We start from the raw sequence: 17,133 nt of genomic DNA, 5'->3' as shown, positions 1-17,133 counted from the left end.
TTGATTTTATAAAAGATGACCAGGAAAAAGAATTTTGATCAGGACTTAGTACTAGAAAAGGCGATAGAATTATTCTGGCAAAAAGGATTTGCTGCTACTTCTATGCAAGATCTTGTTGATCACTTAGGAATAAGCCGATCTAGTTTGTATGATACCTATGGAGGAAAGGAGAATCTTTTTAAAGAATCATTTGCACTGTATAGATCTAAAAATATCGAGCGTGTTAAATCATTTCTTGAAAGTCAACCGGATGTAAAAGAAGGGTTGAGGAAACTTTTTGAATATGCAATTGAAGAATCCGTAAATGATGAAGATAGGAAAGGTTGTTTTGTTGTAAATACTACTACAGAATTGGTTCCATCTGATAATAAACTTGTGCCAATTCTTAAATCCAATAAAGCTTCATTTGAGAATTTATTTTTTGAGTACCTAAAGAAAGGTGAAGATTCAAATCAGATAACAAAAGGGAAAGATCTAAAGTCAATAGCTTCATTATTATTTACGATTTATAACGGACTTAAAGTTGTGGGGAAGATTGCAGCAGATAAAAAAAGCCTTACCTCCTCAGTGTCACTTGTCTTAAGTTTATTGGATTAATATTAAACTTCTAATTCCCTTCAAAGATTTATTAGATTCTTTTTGTTAGGTATTGTTCTTTTCTAATTCTCTTCATTAAACATATTCTATAAAAGTCTTTTGTTGGACGGGGATAGGATCTTCCTTAAACTTTTAATTTTTGAAGTATGGCATTTCTGTATGAATACAAGTGTGTTGTAAAATTGAGTTTTTCAATAATTTTCTATTGTAATTGATGTTTTGTGCTTAAAAATTACATCGTTTTTTTGTGTTAGGGTCTATGAAAGTACTGAGCAGTGAATTTGATTTTTCAGATAACCTTATGGTAATATTCTATTAATGTTTTGATTATAACTAAAAATATTATTACTTTCGTGCTGTTTTTGTGGATATTTTTTAGTGATTAGTTTAATATGAAAAGATTCATTTTAAGCTAGATTTTAATTTTTAGACTTTTTTCAATCAATAAATGTGACTTTCGACTGAAAATCATACATGTGTTATGTTTTGATTTTTGCATCAGCTTATCACCTTAATTTTTTATCGTATGTACAAAATTTTTATTTTAACCTTTTCACTTCTATTAATCATTAGCTTTGATTTAGTTGGACAGGATAAACTGGTTACCGGTCGGGTAACAGATCATAATAATGAACCGATACCAGGTGTCAATATTATTGTGAGGGGTTTAACCAAAGGTACAGTTACCGACGCGGATGGTAAATATGCAATTGGACTCCCTCCGGGCTATACAATTCTAGTTTACTCTTTTGTAGGTATGTTAACAGAGGAAATCCGTGTCACTACAGAAAGTACTTTAGACGTTACACTTTATCCGGATATTCAATCTCTATCAGAATTAGTTGTTACCGGTTATACCTATGAAAAGCTTGATAGGTTGTCAGGATCTGTAGGTACTGTTGAATCAAAAGAAATGGAGGATATTCCAATACCTTCTTTTGATCAGGTACTTCAAGGTAAAACAGCAGGTCTTTATATTAGTTCAGGTTCAGGTCAGCCAGGATCTTCTGCTACGGTTAGATTAAGAGGATCAGGATCAATAAATGCGGGAAATACACCGCTATATATATTAGATAACGTTCCTATTTCGGCAACAGAATTTTCAACGTTAAACGTAAATGATTTTGAAAGTGTCTCTGTGTTGAAAGATGCTTCAGCTACAGCAATTTATGGTTCAAGAGGAGCAAATGGTGTTATCGTAATTACCTCAAAAAATGGTAAGAAGAATACCTCGAGTGTTACCTATAGAATGCAATATGGAGTAAGTCAACAAGCACGAGAGAAGTTTGAGATGATGAACTCTGCTGAAAAAATAGCTTTTGAACAATTTATGGGAAGAGGGCCAGCTGGTCAGTTAGATCCAAACAACCCTACCGATAAATTAGTACTTGATCAATATAAGAATACAAATACTAACTGGAAAGATATATTTATAAGAAACGGTAAACTTCAAAGTCATGAAGTTGCCTTTAGTGGAGGAAATGAAAAAACTACATACTATACCTCACTGGCTTATCTGGATCAGGAAGGACAAGCATTGAAGTCTGATCTGAAAAGATATACTTTGAGAATGAATCTATCATCAAATGTTTCTGAAAAACTAAGATTTGATTTAAATAGTTCGATTGGTTATAGTGAATCAAATGTAATTCCTTCAGAAGGACAAATTGTAACAAATAACCCATTTGCAACTGTTTATTTAGCCAATCCATATGTTTCACCATATAACGAATCTGGAGATTACAATACAGGACCTGGATTGGTTGGGCCAAACACTCTTGAGTTTATTGAAGAGGGAACCAGAACAAATGATCAGATAAAATCAGTTTTAAGCGCTTCTGGTCAGTTTAATATTGCAGAACCACTATATGTTAAATCAACTTTTGGAATTGATTATACCCAAACTAATTTTGAAAGGTATATATCTCCTGAGAGTTATGATGGCGGAACTGGAAGCTTTGGCCAGAGTCAGTTTCAAAATTTCAGCTATATATGGACCAATTTATTGGGTTACAGTAAAGATTTTTCAGATCATTTCGTTGAGTTTACCTTAGGTCATGAGATTTACTTAAATTCTCAAAATACTTATGGATATGTTGGTTTTGGAATAAACCCTAAATTACCAGAAACACCAGAAGGTATTACACCAGGATCTGCCGATGGATCAATTCCTCAAATATCAGGAGGAAAGAATAGTAATTCATTGCATTCACTTTTTGCCATAGGTAATTATTCTTTTAAAGACAAATACAACATAAAGGCGAGTATCAGAAGAGATGGTTCTTCAAGATTTGGAGCTAATAATCGATTTGCACTTTTCTGGTCATTAGGTGCTTCATGGAGCTTGAAAAAAGAGTCATTCTTAGAAAATTCACAAATTATAGATGAATTAAAGGTAAGGGCATCTTATGGTACAGTAGGTAACCAGACAGGTATTGGAAATTTCCAGTCATTACCAACATATACATCAGTTTCATATGGTGCATTACAAGGAAATGGAATTTTAGGAGCTGGGAATCCTGATTTAAAATGGGAAGTATCTAATCAGACTAATATTGGAATTGATTTTAGTTTCTTAAATACTAAGATTTATGGTAGCCTTGATCTTTACAACAATATTACTTCTGATCTATTTGTTGAATATCAGTTTTCCAGAACTACAGGATTTGAGTCTATAGAAAGTAATGAAGGTAAGATGAGTAATAAGGGTATTGAATTTACCTTAAATGCTGATATCGTTACATTTGGAGAATTTATATGGACATTAGGAGGGAATATCGCATACAATAAGAACCAGATATTAGATCTTGGACAAGTAAGTGAGTTTGAATTTGGAACTAGTATTGTGAAGGTTGGTCTACCTCTTGGGTCTCATTATATACAAGAGTGGGCCGGTGTTAATCCTTCAAATGGAGAGCCACTTTATGTTGGGCAAAATGGAGAAATAACAAACGATTATGATGCTGCTGGTCCAAAGGCTGTTTTTGGTACTTCACAACCTCCAATTACTGGTGGGTTTTTCTCCGCATGGACATTTAAAGGACTTAAACTTGATGCGTTTTTCACTTTTGCTCATGGATATTCCAGATATAATAATCAATTGTTCTTCAGTGAGAATCCGAATTTCGTAAACTTCAACTTGTCAAAAAAGATGAACACCATGTGGAAAGAACCAGGTGATATCACAGAAATTCAAAGTTATGAGTATGAAAGACAGTTTTCATCTAAAGATATTGAGGATGCATCATTTTTAAGATTGAGAAATGTTAGACTATCATATTCTTTCTCTGAAAAGTTATTGGAAAAAACGAAAGGATTATTTCAAGGTCTTGATATCTATGTCCAGGGTCAAAATTTGATGACATGGACAGAATTCACGGGATTTGACCCTGAAGATGGTAATAATATTGCCACGTTTGAATATCCTGCTTCAAAAGTGTATTCAGTTGGACTAAGCGTGAAATTTTAAAGATTATTGACATGAAAAGATATTATATATACTTACTGCTATTATTAGTAATTTCTTCAGGATGTGAAGGGATTTTAGATGTAGAACCAACTGATTTAATTATAGGAGATGAAGCTTTTAAGTCATTAGACGATATTGAAGCTGGGGTAATTGCTGCGTATGGTTTTGCAACCGATGAAAATATTATTGAGTTTAGTTCAGTAGCCAGTGATGATGTTTATAGGCCATCGACTAACCGAGGGCAGGGTGTTCAACTGAATTCATGGTCTTATGTTACTTCAAACACTGAGGCTGCCAATCTATGGTATAATTCATATCGTGTTATTGCTCAAGCTAACAGGGTTCTTAATGCTATTGAAAGTCTAATTGCTCAGGGAGTTATTACAGTTGATGAGTCAAATCAATTTAAATCTGAAATGTTGGCGCTTAGAGCACATAAACATTTTGATTTGTATAGAGCTATGGGTGAAAAGTATAGCTCTACAGGTTTGGCAGTTCCGTATATTGACCTTGATGATAATAATGGTAATGGAAGTCCAGATGGATTGGAAATAAAACTAAAGCCATCCAGATTACTGATTCCTGAGTTCTTCAACAAACTATTCAAGGATATTGAAGATGCGCTTGAAACATCAACAGTTGAATCAGTAAGTTCAGGAAATGTTTCCAGATTTAATTACTATGCAATTAAGGCTTTGGAAGCAAGAGCAGCTTTATATGCCGAGAATTATGACAGGGCTATTAACGCAGCTAATATAGTGATTGCAAATATGGATTTATGTGCCTTTAATGACTATACTTCTATTTGGGAGGATGCAAGTATTGATGAGGTAATTTTTAAACTGGAAAGAACTTCTGAGAATTTTCAGATTGGAACCATCTGGACTGGAACTAATCTAGATATCTTTTTCGCTCCATCTTATGAGATAACTTCTGTAATAAACCCAAATGTTGATATACGATATTATTCAAGTTTCTATACGCTAAATGATGGTAGGCAGATTGTAGCTAAATACCTGGGTAGTAATGGTGTGTTATTTCAAAATGACATTAAAGTATTCAGAGTTTCCGAAATGTACTTGATTCGTGCAGAAGCAAATTTGAAAACCATAAATTCAAATTTAGCTAAAGCAAATGAAGATTTAAATAGTTTAAGGTCTCAAAGAATTTACGGATATGTTCCTCAAAATATTTCAGATAAAGATCAATTACTTCAAGAAATACTTTTGGAAAGAAGAAAGGAACTTGCATTTGAAGGACATAGATTTTTTGATTTGAAAAGAAATGGGTTGCCAATAGAGCGTTCAGGATTAGATTGTGGTGGAGCAATTCCTTGCACATTAGAGGCGGGTAATTTCAGATTTAATCTACCTATTCCACAAGAAGAGATTTTTGCAAATGAGAATATTCAGCAAAACCCTGGTTATTCACAAAATTGATTTTAAGATTATGAAGTATATAAAAATATTTATTGTCCTGTTTGTACTTAGTGCAATGGGTTCTTGTGAAGAAAATGATAATTTTTATAAAGGTCCTTCCATTGCACATTTCGCTAAAGAGAAGTATAAATTTAATGTTAGTTCATCGGAGGATACTTTTAAATTACCTTTATATCTGACGAAGGTGAGTCCTTCACCAAGAACTTTTACAGTAGAGCTTATTGATGAGAAGACTGACCTGGTGTTGGGTGATGATTTTAACTTTAATCCTGAGGTAACTGTTCCTGCAGGTGAATTATATGGGTCATTAAAGGTGAGTAGTGAGTATGATATTTTAGAGCCATTTGAGAAATCTGAAATTGCTTTTAGAATTGTTAGGAGTGAGGGTGAAAACGACTTGAGAAGTGAAGTTAGTCTGGAGGTATCAAAGTTTTGTGAATATTCATTAAACTTTTTAGAAGGAGTATATGGCTTCCAATTTTCAGAGGCCTCGCAACCCTACGAAGTGAATTTGATAAAAGGCATAAATCAGTTAGTAGCTAAAAATTTATATGCTGAAGGGTTTGACATAAGATTATATATTACCAAGGTAGATGATGTAACGTACAACGTTAACATACCTAAACAGACTGCCTATGTTTATAATCAAAAGGAGGTGTTTGTTTCTGGTTCGGGTTTACTTAATACCTGTGGAGAATTAGAGTTTACTCAAATATTTACTGATTCAAATAATAATGAGATTGAAAGAACTTTGTCGGTTTTGACAAAGATTTAATATAAAGCATTTTAAATATAAAAGATTATTAGAAATCAAAAGAGGCCCAAATATTACGGGCCTCATTTGATTATAGATAATTCATAATCTATTTTACCTTGATTAGATTAACTAATATCTAATGACTGTTGTTAATTAACTTCCATAAAGTTCCGTTTTTGATCCTAAACTGATCTATTTCCCCTGTTTTAGCTAATTCATTAAGTAGCTTGTCTGCTTCATTTTTCGATATTCCACTAATTTCTCTGAATTCACGTGTTGTTAAAGTGTTGTAATAATTGAATATTGATTTCCAATTTTTGCTGTAATTATGTTTTTTGATGCCTGGTGATATTTTTTGAATAGCCAATTCAAAATTTTCATAAGGTCTGAAGCCATAAAGTGGTTCTTTGTTACCCTCAGTATCATAAAAGAATAATGTTGGAAATCCTCTTACACCAGAGTCTTTGGCCAATTTTAAATCTTTCTGAAAAAATTCTTTAGCCTTGTTTTCGTAATCAAATTTTAACTGCTCTGTATTTAAACCGACTTTAGTTGCAGCTTCTTCAATGTATATCCATTTAGAAATATTCTTTTTGTGGATAAAAACCATTTCTTTTAGTTCTCTTAAAAATGATAATTCTTGTTCCTGATTTTGTAATTGAGCTGCTTTAAAAGCTATAGAAGGTGGGTAGGAAGAATCTAGAGGGTCCTCTAGCCATATATCACCTTCAATTGGCATATCATAATAAAGGCTTACTTCATCCCAGTGATGAGCAACATCTGATGGTTTACTTATGCCGCCACTATTGTAACTCCAATCGGGTAATAACCCACCCATGCGATATTCTATTTCAATATTACTTCCGTATTCGAGCTTTAATTTTCTTAATTGTGGTTCTATACCCCAGCAGGAAGAACATATTGGATCGGTGAAATAAACTATTTTAACTGTATTTACAGCCTTTTTCATTTCAATCTTATCTTGATTTGAATTTTCAGGCATTTCACATATTCCTGTTGCAGGATTACAAAGTAACGGGTTTTTATTATTCATATTTTTATCTTGTTGTCCATTGCAACTAAGAGTGCAAAGCATAATAAATATTATTGTAATGGATATCGTTTTCATTTATTAAAGAGCTTTTCAGAATATGCAGTATTAGCGTATTCATCCATTTTTGTGATTAACCCATTTTCAACTTGATATATTTGAACCCAATTTTGCTTTAGGATCTCACCATTATTTTTAATTTTTTGTTTTTCTGATCCTAGCACAATAACTGTTTGTCGTTCTGATATGATCTGGTCAATTTTAAAATCAAGTATTTCGACATTTGAATGTATACTTTTAATAAACCTGGTCACTTCTTTTTTGCCTTTAAAAATGCCTGAATAGGGTATAGAATTACTGCCATGATAAGTCCAAATTGTAGAATCTGAAACAGTAGATGTTAACGCATTCATATCACCCGTCCCAAATGCATTAAACATTTTATTTACTACCTCGATTTCCTTTGTGGAGTTCGACTGGGCACTTATGTTTAATGAAATAAATAGTGATATAGTAATGATGATTGCAGTTTTGAAGATTGATTTTTTCATATTATTTACTTTTTTATTGTTGTAAAAGTAATGTGAAAGTGATGTATCTTTAGCATGCATTTCCTTTTAGAAAGTGGTTTCCTTTATGAAACTATTATGAATTTTTGTAGAGTAATATCAAACAATAAAAAGAGTCGATGAAGAAAAGATCTGTAGTAAATAATTCTCCCATTTGTAAAGTGAGAATACAAGCAATAAGTGATTCGATGAGCATTCTATCAGGAAAATGGAAGTTTCATATTTTAGGAACCTTAATTGAAGGAGATAAGTTGGGTTTTATGGATTTATTACGAGAGGTTAATGGAATTGGAACTAAAATGCTTTCAAAGGAGCTCCAGGATCTGGAAATGAATCAGTTGGTGAGTAGAACTATAATGGATACCAAGCCCATTACAGTTGAGTATTCAATTACTGAACAAGGAAAAACATTGGCTCCGGTAATTAATGCTTTGGCGAACTGGGGAATTGCCTATAGAGAATCAATAAGCGAAACGAAATAGTTTAAATTTTTTTCTGCTCTTTTGAATAGAAAGCTGTAAAATATATCAATTTGGCAAGTATAGAGTCATGTTATCTATTTGTAATTCATCAAGGTGCCCCATTTTGGTTTTATTTTTAGTGATTAAATGCATATGTAAATAGGAATCATGATGAGTGAAAATACCTTGATGACGTGTAGAATAAAAACCGATGATATCTGCCTCTTCATCTAAAATTGTATATTTCTTCTGTCCTTTATGAGCATCTTCAGGAGATGAAACTTTTGTTCCTTTTGGAAGGTTTTGAATGTGAATTAATGCTTTAGAAACTTTTCCTTTTAGCTGGAAGACAAAAGGTTCATCACTTATTGGTGCAGATTCTTTTATGAAATCTTGAAGATCATTAATGGTTTTTACATTGGTAGATAATTTAACCTCTTTCCAATCTGAGACATATGAATAGACAAAGAATGGTGCTGAAATGTCATATCTTTTATGAACCTTCATTGTAGTGTCTGATGTGACTTGAGAGACATAGCTTTCGCCATTTATCACAAGTATTTCACCGGTCAGAAAACTTACAGGACCTAGTCCATACAGACCATTTTTATTTGCGAGGGTATCCAGAAAGATATTTCCATGTAATTCACCTTTTCGCATTACATTTTTCATTGCCCCAATTATTATTACCTCGGAATTAGTGATAGTTGAACTATTATTCTCTGTATTCTTGGTACAGCTAAATAATGCTAAAAAAATAAATAGAGGAATAAAATTTTTCATTGAACAGGTATTTTAGTATCGGTGAAATAGTAATGGTTTTTAAACTTTAATCGAAAAAGATAAAATTAGTTAAACAAAAAAAAGTCGTATCCATTGGATACGACTTTAAATGTAGTTGTATTTATTTTAAAATCTATAATTCAAGCCAACTTTGTAAAATCGACCTAAAAATCCGAATTGGTTAACTTCCCAAGGGTATTTAAATCTGCCTCCAAGGTCAGTTACAACATCTCCTTTTGTATCTATTTCATCAGGATAAACATCTAACAAGTTATTTACAGTAAGACTTAAATTTAACTTGTTGATTATATCATAATCTAAGATTAGGTCAGTGATAACTTTACCTGAGAAAGTCTGGTCGAAACTTGGATTATCAGCATGTTGCCATGTTACCTCACCAAAATAGGTGTTGTTGAGTGTTGCTCCAAATTTACCAGCTTCCAAGTGCATACCAAATAATACTTTAGTATTCGGACGCGCTGTAGTTACCCTTGATTGTTCCTTTCTGTTAAAGATATCATAGCCTACTTCTCCAATAATTCCAGGAGCATCAATTGATCCTTCAATACTAGTTTTATTATAGTTCATTGATAAAATCAAATCTAAAGTAGCTTCACCAAGATAAATATTTGTGTAATCAGCAATGATATCTACACCTTGAGTTTTGGTGTCTAATGCGTTAACAAAAAACTTAAGTGTTGTAATATTATTATCTTCCAGGATTTGTTCAACCGGATTTGTTGTATCAGGATCATCATCTTGACCGATTTCTCCGGTAAATAATACTCTGTCATCGATACTAATATTATAATAATCAGCAGAAACTGAGAAATGATCATTGAATCGATATGTAATACCCGCAGAAATGTTAAATGATGTTTCTGCATCAAGAGCAGGAACACCCAATGACCTAATTACCGGGTCTACATTATTGAAAGTTCCCTGGTTTGATACTGTTCCTGCAGTAACAATTGTTTGAATGTTACTTAGGTAGATTTGATGTAAAGAAGGTGCTCTAAAACCTGTACTGACAGAAGCTCTGATTGCACCATTTCCATCAGCAAACAGTTGTCTGGCATTAACCTTCCAGGATACATTACCACCAAAGTCAGAATAATTCTCATATCTAACTGCACCACCAATCAAGAAGTTATCAGTAGCATCCCAATCAAATCCTGCATATACACCTACATTATTTCTATTTTCCTTAAGTTCATTTGACGGCTGAAGTCCCGGAAATGATTGTGCACCGCTACCTTCATAAGATTCAGGTTGACCTGCACCAACTTCAAAAACTTCTCTTCTTATTTCAGTACCGAAATAAAGAGTAAAGTTGTCATTGAATGTTCTTGCTATATCCAAGTTTGCAAGAGTTGATCCAAACCTGTAATCCCCGGCATCAAAAGTGGTAGGGCTATTTGGAAGTAATGAAGTGTTGATAGTATTACCAATGGTATAAGCAACATCATTGCCTCCGGTTGTAACACTTAAATCTGTTTTCCATTCGCCGAATTTATATCTGTTACCTACTGTAAATGTATAATCATTTATATCTGTTTCAAATGTTGGCTGGAATCCATTATATGGCTGACCAGGAGGGGTTAATAATCCTGCATCATCAGTGATCCAGTAAGGAGCTCTATATAGGGCGAATGAAGTTCCATCACGTTTGGTATATCCACCAAAAGCATAAAATTCACCATTGCCATTTGAGTATGAAGTTCCATAATTGGCGAAAAATGATAGCTTGTCAAATTCAGGTTGACCAATTGTCATGCCCAGGTCAGGATTGGCAGCTAACCAGTCGCCCCATGTCGGATCATTAGCTGGCACATCAAATAAGCCATCTGCGCCAGGTTCTCCGGCCCTGTTAGTTTTATCTTGGTGAGAATAATTTGCTGTAATATTTAAAAAGGAATTTTCACCTAGTTTAAACCCTTTATTTAATGCAAGGTCATACATGAAACCATCACCTTCCTGACTAATACCGGAAGAAACATTTACAGAACCCTTATCATAGTCTTTAAGTACAATGTTAATTACCCCTGCAATTGCATCAGAACCATACTGAGCTGCAGCACCATCTCTTAATACTTCAACACGTTCAATTGCTGAAGCCGGAATACTTTTCATGTCAACTCCAACTTCACCTTTTCCAGGAGTGTCGTTTACATAAACAAGAGCACTTTGGTTCTTTCTTTTACCATTTACAAGTACAAGAGTTCTTGATGGTCCCAGGTTTCTAAGTTCAGATGGGTCAAAGTGTGCAGTTGCATCCGAAATAGCCTGGTTTGATGAGTTGTATGACGGTACCCGGTATGTGATCATTTGTTCTATATTAACCTGACCACTTTGCATTAAAGCACCTGCATTGATATTATCAATCGGAACCGGAGATTCAATAACTGTTCTGGGACTACCACGTGAACCAACAACTACTACTGACTGTAGTGTAGAAATATCTTCTAAAAGTGAAACGTTATATGTTGATTGACTTGTAATTGTGATTTCTTCAGTTACATAACCAATAAATGAAATGACCAGTACTTCATCTTCGCTAGCTTTTACGGTAAATCGACCGTTTTCATCTGTTACAGCTCCACGCGTTGTTCCTTTTATTTGCACACTGGCACCAATAATGGGTTCATTATTCCTGTAATCAATTACAGTCCCGGTAACCTCCTTCATGGTTTGTGCCTGCAACTGCATAGAAAATACAGAAAAAAAGGCCATAAACAATCCGAAATTCAGGATTTTGCTTGTCTTTAAGTAATGTGTAAGATGTTTTATCATACAATTTTTATTTAGTGGGAAATGTTTGTTGCAAATAATGCTTGCTTAGTTTATTTCTTAAAATAATAAACTTTTTAAGTAAATGGAATTTTTTACAATATTTACTTAAGAATATTACTGGTATCCAGTAATTATTAAACTATTTGGAGAAATTATGTGGAATCTATAAGAAAGCCAGCCAGATTTATAATTAACTTTTTTACCTTAAAATATAAAGATTTAAATATCAGTGTTGGCTAATGTAAATATAAATAACTAAAAAGGATTAAGTTAAGTTTATTGTTCCGTTCTGCTTATGATTAATTTATAGAATAAATACATCAGTGTTCAAATCTGTTTAAATAAATTGTTCTTTCTATTTTTACGAAAGGTTAATTTAATAATATTAATTATTTATTAGAATATTATTAAAATAGTTATGTGTTTAAATTAAATCAGTTTTCCAGATGTTTAGTTAGTAAGGTTTAAATACAAATTATATACGTTATTTTATATCCTCAACTGAATACATTTCCAGCATCATTTTTTCCATCATCTTATTCGGTGTGTTTTTCAAAAGGAAGTTTCTTATAGGCTTACCAAATTTCATATGAGCCATCTTTCCTATTGTAAAAGATTGATTGACAATTTTATTTACTTTTGAATATCTTTTCTCTTGAAATTCACCAAAATGGTTATTAACCGTACCCTCAGCAATTAATCTACTAAGACAATAAGCATCTTCTATTGCCTGAGCGCCACCTTGTCCCATGTTTGGAGTAGTAGCATGTGCAGCATCACCAATCAAACATATTTTATTCTTCCACCAAAATTTCATTGGTTTTAAATCAATTATGTCATTTCTGAGTATTTTTTCAGTTGGGGTATTTGTTATTAGTTGCTTTACTACCGGATGAAATTCTTTAAACATGTGTATAAGTTTATTATGAATTTCATCAGGATTATCCTTCTGATTTGGTTGGTCTAATGCAACAGCAAACCAATAGGTCTCATTTTCTGAAATTCTGGAAAGCCCAAACCGAACCTGATTTCCCCAAAGTTCATAGCCTCTATTTTGAAATGTATTATCAATTGGTGTTTCCGTCACACCTCTCTAGCATGTTTGGCCGGTATATCTAATTTGGCTATCTGGGAAAAGTTGATTTCTGACCTTTGATTTAATACCGTCAGCACCTATGATGAAATCAGTGATTGCTTGTGAATTATCTTCAAAAGTAATTTTGAGCTTTTGATCTGCTAATTCTTCATATGACTTGAAACCTTTTCCAAGCGTGATCTTACTCGATGGTATTTTATTGAATAATAAATTTTGAAGTTTTGCCCTGTGAATAGCAATTGAGGAGTAGCCGAAATGTTCTTTAACGAACTGTTGGTCCGTATCAGAAATTGGAGTGAGATCCCTTTTTCCGATTGTGATTCTGTCGATAGAGTTTCCTGTTGACTTAACTTCCTCTAAAAGATTAAGATATTCCAAAATTTGTAATGCATTAGGAGCAAGCCAGATTCCTGCACCTACTTCATTTAAAACAGGTGATTTTTCATATATATGATAATCTATTCCTAATTTTTCGAAGGCTAATGCGATTGATAGCCCTCCGATTCCTGCTCCTATGATTGAATACTTCATTATTTGATGTTATATGGGGTAGTTGATAGTGTTTTTAAATATATAAAATGATCATTTCCCTATTAAGACTCCATATTCTTGAGGTATTTCTATTCCTTGAAACATGTTTGTCAGTCCTGAAAGTGTTATAAGGGTAAATATAATGCCAATTAAAAGAATAGCGTATGATTGCCAGGTTGGATTCATTCCAAAAATGACTTTTTTCATTTTTGATGCGTGAATAGCTGATATATGTCCAAAGAATGAAATTATAGCTAACCCATAGTATGGAATAAAAAACAAGTTGTACGGAAAAGTATTTAACCCGGCAACTCCAAAATATATATTTGTATCAAGATTTAACATGTGCCTGCCCGTTAATACTGCGCTGACATGTATTATAAAAAATAATGCCAGATATAAACCCGTCCAAATTTGAAGCCTATCAAAAAATGTTGATGCTTTTTTCCATTTGTTGATAGATAATATTATCCCGCTGCCAATCTGAACTGTAATTAAAAGAAACAATATACTTTCAACGAATATATTTCTATATACCAGCCTTACTGCATTCATAAAGTTAATGTGTGAATCTGATCCCAGAAGACTTATAAAATGGTTGACTAGATGGACGGCAATAAATAAAAATATTGTAATACCGGATATATAGTGAATTCTCTTCATTTTTTGTTTTAAAGATGAATCAAATAGTCAAGCATTCATTTGATCTATATCAAATTCGGCTTTTTTAGGTTTTCTTATCCTACTTAAAGTCTCTAAGGTTATACCTATATAAGAAGCTATATGTGTTAAAGGAATTCTCTGAGTAATATTTGGGCGAATTGTTAACATGTTATTATATCGTTGTTCGGCAGATTGAAACTGAATCGAAGAAATTCTTTCCTGAAGCTGAAGCATCGTTTTGGTAATAATAACTTTGGTTAAACCATCAAAATCCGGATACTTATTGGAAAGTTTATCAATATCATCTCTGGATATTTCCAAAAGAGTAGAGTTTTCTAATAGTTCGATATAATGAGGGCTAGGTATATTTTGAAAGAAGCTATTTATAGAGCAAATAAATTCATTTTCGAAAGCAAACCAATCTGAAATATCCCTGCCATCTTTTATATAAAAGGCTCGGGCGCATCCATCAATTAAATAATATATTTTATCAGATAATTGACCATCTTTAACAAGAGTAGTTCCTTTTTCACCACTAATAGATTTAGTAATATTTGTAAACTCATTTTTACACTCAGTTGATAAAAGGGAGTGGTTCTGGCTAATAAAATTTATTATTTCAGCTTTGTTCATATGAAAAATCGAGTTCCTAAGGCATTCTAAATTTAGAAAATAAAGTATGCCCCAGGAACTTAATCAGGGAAATATTGAACATCAAAATGTAAAAATTATAAGTCTTTTAGTTTATTAAATTGTGATTAGCACATTCCCCATGGTCCGTTTTTAGAAACGTGAATAAAGTTATTACCATCAAAGAGATATAGCCCGCTTCCTCCGCCTATCCAATACATGCCATCATTATCCTCAAATATTGTCTGTACGGCTCTGATTGGAAGTCCCTCGGATTCACCATAGATTTTTAGTTTTTTACCATCAAATCGATAAATGCCATATCCTTCGGAACTGAACCAAATGTTGCCTTTGCTATCTTCATATATTGCACATACTTCATCATTACCTATATATCCATTTGAACTATTAAAGGTTTTAAATGAATTACCATCGTATTGACTTATACCACCGTAACGCGAACCGAACCAAAAATTGCCATTTTTATCTTGAATAATTGATAATATACTGTTGCCACACAGCCCGTCTTTTTGTGTGAAATGAGTGAATTTTTCTTTTTTGTTATCGGTAGGATTATATTTCCAGACACCCAGACCATCAGTTGCAAACCATAGATTTCCTAGATTATCCTCAATAATTGAAGAAACTCGTTTTGCTGACTTGTTTGGGATTGACTTTTGGACCTTAACTTTTGGGAAATTGAATTCTGAAAAGTCTAGTTCGGAACTAGGGTCGATATTGCAAAGACCTTCGCCAGTCCCAGCCCAGATTATTCCTTTGCTATCTTCAAAAATGCTCCAAACATAATTACTTGTTAAACCTTGTTCTGTAGTATAATTTGTGAATCTTTTTCCATCAAACATTGAAACACCTCCATTTGTTGACATCCATATATTCCCATTATGATCTTCTATAATTCCGGTTATTTGGTTTCCGCTAAGACCATCTTTTGTTGAAAAGTATGCCAAATTTCTACCATCAAAGCGACCAAGACCTAATGAATTGGTTCCAAACCAGAAGTTGTCTTTAGTATCCTTATAAATCCTTCGTACATATTGAGCGATAGGTTCAGGTTGTTCAGATTGTATTCCAAATTCAGCCCCAAATTGTTTAACAAAAAATGATTCAGCCTTTACTATTGCTGATTCGGTACTATTATCTTTTGTGTTAACATTAGGTTTAGCGTCCTCGGTCTTTTGACACGATAGAATAGCTAAACATAAAAGCAAGATTGCAGAAATTAATTGTTGTCGATACATAATTGGTTTTGTTTTTCTTCGAAAGTAAAATTTGAAGCTGCAAATCGCTGTTAAGTAGTGTAAATTAATGTAAAACCAGTGGTAAAACATTTTAAATAGGAAATTGAAAGGGTAGATTTGTACAATGGTCAAAAGGCATTTCAACATATTGATACTTACTTTTAGTCTTTACTTATTAGCAGCTGGAAATGTGTTTTCTCAAAATTCAATTGATGAATCGCATGTTATGGTTTCATTAAGAATGATAGGCCATAAAGTATTGATTTATTCCGGTGATAGCACTTCAAGAGTTTTGCCAGTAGAAAAAGTGGGAGAGAGGTATAGACTTCAATTTGCTTCTGAATTCCAGTTTGATCCTGATGATCTGGTGAAATTAGTAGATAGTGTAGTCAACAAAAGCAATATTGCTGAAAATTACCTTGTGGAAATTGAGGAGTGCAATACTCAGGATGTTGTTTATAGTTACGAAATTGGAGATCAGGGAAAGTCTGATTTAGTTCCCTGTAAAGGAAGGATTCAACCTGAGGGTTGCTATTCAATTTATTTTACAATTATAGAAAGAAGAATCAGTCCAAACCTTGCCGTATCAAATATGGATGAACAGAAATATACTGAGAGTTGGTATGGTGAGTACTCAATATTTATTTTTCTGTCATTACTTATTTTTTTATTTGCGGGCATAATTTTTTATAAAAAGAATAATTCGTCTGAATTGATTAATGAATCTGAGCTTATACCTATTGGGGAATATCGTTTTGATAAGCGAAATATGAAGCTTTACTATGAAAGTGATGTAATTGAACTCACAAGTAAAGAATCAGATCTACTGTCTCTTTTATACGCCTCAGCCAATAATACTCTAAAACGTGATGATATTTTAAAGGAGGTATGGGGAGATGAAGGTGATTACATAGGACGAACTCTGGATGTATTTATCTCAAAATTGAGAAAAAAGCTGGGTAGCGATTCAAGTTTGAAAATTGTTAATGTCCGTGGAGTAGGATATAAGATGATATTAAATTGATTCAAATAATA

General features: G+C 33.0%; 15 protein-coding genes. 6 read left to right on the top strand and 9 right to left on the bottom strand.

All coding sequences use genetic code 11. From position 1 onward, the window contains the following. The first annotated feature begins 15 nt into the window (after window positions 1–15). The 4 genes from HH304_RS19950 to HH304_RS19935 all read left to right on the top strand — a co-directional run bounded on the left by HH304_RS19950 (window position 16) and on the right by HH304_RS19935 (window position 6,280). Window positions 16–597 carry a TetR/AcrR family transcriptional regulator gene (locus tag HH304_RS19950; protein WP_169685058.1) on the top strand — a complete coding sequence of 194 codons (582 nt, stop codon included), beginning with the start codon at window positions 16–18 and terminating at the stop codon, window positions 595–597. A 526-nt stretch (window positions 598–1,123) separates the two neighbouring features. Beyond that, window positions 1,124–4,066, top strand: a complete 2,943-nt coding sequence (locus tag HH304_RS19945) for a SusC/RagA family TonB-linked outer membrane protein (protein ID WP_169685057.1) — start codon at window positions 1,124–1,126, stop codon at window positions 4,064–4,066. 11 nt (window positions 4,067–4,077) lie between these two features. After that, on the top strand, window positions 4,078–5,505 hold the full coding sequence (locus HH304_RS19940; RefSeq protein ID WP_169685056.1) for a RagB/SusD family nutrient uptake outer membrane protein: 1,428 nt from the start codon (window positions 4,078–4,080) through the stop codon (window positions 5,503–5,505). Between the two features lie 10 nt (window positions 5,506–5,515). Beyond that, window positions 5,516–6,280, top strand: a complete 765-nt coding sequence (locus tag HH304_RS19935) for a hypothetical protein (protein ID WP_169685055.1) — start codon at window positions 5,516–5,518, stop codon at window positions 6,278–6,280. 118 nt (window positions 6,281–6,398) lie between these two features. Here HH304_RS19935 and HH304_RS19930 read toward each other — a convergent pair whose 3' ends face one another. Then, window positions 6,399–7,316 carry a DsbA family protein gene (locus tag HH304_RS19930; protein WP_169685054.1) on the bottom strand — a complete coding sequence of 306 codons (918 nt, stop codon included), beginning with the start codon at window positions 7,314–7,316 and terminating at the stop codon, window positions 6,399–6,401. Window positions 7,317–7,387: 71 nt separating this feature from the next. Beyond that, window positions 7,388–7,864: a nuclear transport factor 2 family protein gene (locus HH304_RS19925; RefSeq protein WP_169685053.1), complete on the bottom strand. Its 477-nt coding sequence runs from the start codon at window positions 7,862–7,864 to the stop codon at window positions 7,388–7,390. A gap of 137 nt (window positions 7,865–8,001) precedes the next feature. On the opposite strand from HH304_RS19925, the gene HH304_RS19920 reads away from it, so the two are divergent. Continuing rightward, on the top strand, window positions 8,002–8,364 hold the full coding sequence (locus tag HH304_RS19920) for a winged helix-turn-helix transcriptional regulator (RefSeq protein WP_169685052.1): 363 nt from the start codon (window positions 8,002–8,004) through the stop codon (window positions 8,362–8,364). Between the two features lie 45 nt (window positions 8,365–8,409). Here the strand turns inward: HH304_RS19920 and HH304_RS19915 are convergent, their stop codons facing one another. From HH304_RS19915 to HH304_RS19890, 7 genes are all read right to left on the bottom strand, one after another. Continuing rightward, a complete protein-coding gene (locus tag HH304_RS19915) occupies window positions 8,410–9,126 on the bottom strand; it encodes an acetolactate decarboxylase (protein WP_169685051.1) in 717 nt (238 codons plus the stop codon). Between the two features lie 126 nt (window positions 9,127–9,252). Then, window positions 9,253–11,919 (bottom strand): TonB-dependent receptor, encoded by a 2,667-nt coding sequence (locus HH304_RS19910; protein ID WP_271711709.1) that lies wholly within the window; start codon window positions 11,917–11,919, stop codon window positions 9,253–9,255. 484 nt (window positions 11,920–12,403) lie between these two features. Beyond that, on the bottom strand, window positions 12,404–13,006 hold the full coding sequence (locus HH304_RS21425) for an FAD-dependent monooxygenase (protein WP_333908770.1): 603 nt from the start codon (window positions 13,004–13,006) through the stop codon (window positions 12,404–12,406). Window positions 13,007–13,012: 6 nt separating this feature from the next. Beyond that, entirely contained in the window at window positions 13,013–13,546 is a 534-nt protein-coding gene (locus HH304_RS21315; protein WP_271711708.1) for an FAD-dependent monooxygenase, read from the bottom strand. Window positions 13,547–13,597: 51 nt separating this feature from the next. Continuing rightward, a complete protein-coding gene (locus HH304_RS19900; protein ID WP_169685050.1) occupies window positions 13,598–14,209 on the bottom strand; it encodes a hypothetical protein in 612 nt (203 codons plus the stop codon). 27 nt (window positions 14,210–14,236) lie between these two features. After that, window positions 14,237–14,842 (bottom strand): Crp/Fnr family transcriptional regulator, encoded by a 606-nt coding sequence (locus HH304_RS19895; RefSeq protein WP_169685049.1) that lies wholly within the window; start codon window positions 14,840–14,842, stop codon window positions 14,237–14,239. A 125-nt stretch (window positions 14,843–14,967) separates the two neighbouring features. After that, on the bottom strand, window positions 14,968–16,098 hold the full coding sequence (locus HH304_RS19890; protein WP_169685048.1) for a ligand-binding sensor domain-containing protein: 1,131 nt from the start codon (window positions 16,096–16,098) through the stop codon (window positions 14,968–14,970). Window positions 16,099–16,222: 124 nt separating this feature from the next. On the opposite strand from HH304_RS19890, the gene HH304_RS19885 reads away from it, so the two are divergent. Continuing rightward, window positions 16,223–17,122, top strand: a complete 900-nt coding sequence (locus HH304_RS19885; RefSeq protein WP_169685047.1) for a winged helix-turn-helix domain-containing protein — start codon at window positions 16,223–16,225, stop codon at window positions 17,120–17,122. Window positions 17,123–17,133 lie beyond the last annotated feature (11 nt).

It is taken from the genome of Marinigracilibium pacificum (assembly GCF_012926615.1).
GTDB classification, from domain to species: domain Bacteria; phylum Bacteroidota; class Bacteroidia; order Cytophagales; family Cyclobacteriaceae; genus Mangrovivirga; species Mangrovivirga pacifica.
The sequence above is the reverse complement of the archived record's forward strand: the minus strand, read 5'-3'. Positions and strand labels throughout refer to the sequence as shown.

Bases quoted from the DNA above. Each gene is read 5' to 3' on its own strand.
- HH304_RS19945 (WP_169685057.1), top strand. From the start codon at position 1,124: ATGTACAAAATTTTTATTTTAACCTTTTCACTTCTATTAATCATTAGC.
- HH304_RS21315 (WP_271711708.1), bottom strand. From the start codon at position 13,546: ATGAAGTATTCAATCATAGGAGCAGGAATCGGAGGGCTATCAATCGCA.
- HH304_RS19900 (WP_169685050.1), bottom strand. From the start codon at position 14,209: ATGAAGAGAATTCACTATATATCCGGTATTACAATATTTTTATTTATT.
- HH304_RS19930 (WP_169685054.1), bottom strand. From the start codon at position 7,316: ATGAATAATAAAAACCCGTTACTTTGTAATCCTGCAACAGGAATATGT.
- HH304_RS19940 (WP_169685056.1), top strand. From the start codon at position 4,078: ATGAAAAGATATTATATATACTTACTGCTATTATTAGTAATTTCTTCA.
- HH304_RS19935 (WP_169685055.1), top strand. From the start codon at position 5,516: ATGAAGTATATAAAAATATTTATTGTCCTGTTTGTACTTAGTGCAATG.
- HH304_RS19915 (WP_169685051.1), bottom strand. From the start codon at position 9,126: ATGAAAAATTTTATTCCTCTATTTATTTTTTTAGCATTATTTAGCTGT.
- HH304_RS19920 (WP_169685052.1), top strand. From the start codon at position 8,002: ATGAAGAAAAGATCTGTAGTAAATAATTCTCCCATTTGTAAAGTGAGA.
- HH304_RS19950 (WP_169685058.1), top strand. From the start codon at position 16: ATGACCAGGAAAAAGAATTTTGATCAGGACTTAGTACTAGAAAAGGCG.
- HH304_RS19890 (WP_169685048.1), bottom strand. From the start codon at position 16,098: ATGTATCGACAACAATTAATTTCTGCAATCTTGCTTTTATGTTTAGCT.
- HH304_RS19925 (WP_169685053.1), bottom strand. From the start codon at position 7,864: ATGAAAAAATCAATCTTCAAAACTGCAATCATCATTACTATATCACTA.
- HH304_RS19895 (WP_169685049.1), bottom strand. From the start codon at position 14,842: ATGAACAAAGCTGAAATAATAAATTTTATTAGCCAGAACCACTCCCTT.
- HH304_RS19885 (WP_169685047.1), top strand. From the start codon at position 16,223: ATGGTCAAAAGGCATTTCAACATATTGATACTTACTTTTAGTCTTTAC.
- HH304_RS19910 (WP_271711709.1), bottom strand. From the start codon at position 11,919: ATGATAAAACATCTTACACATTACTTAAAGACAAGCAAAATCCTGAAT.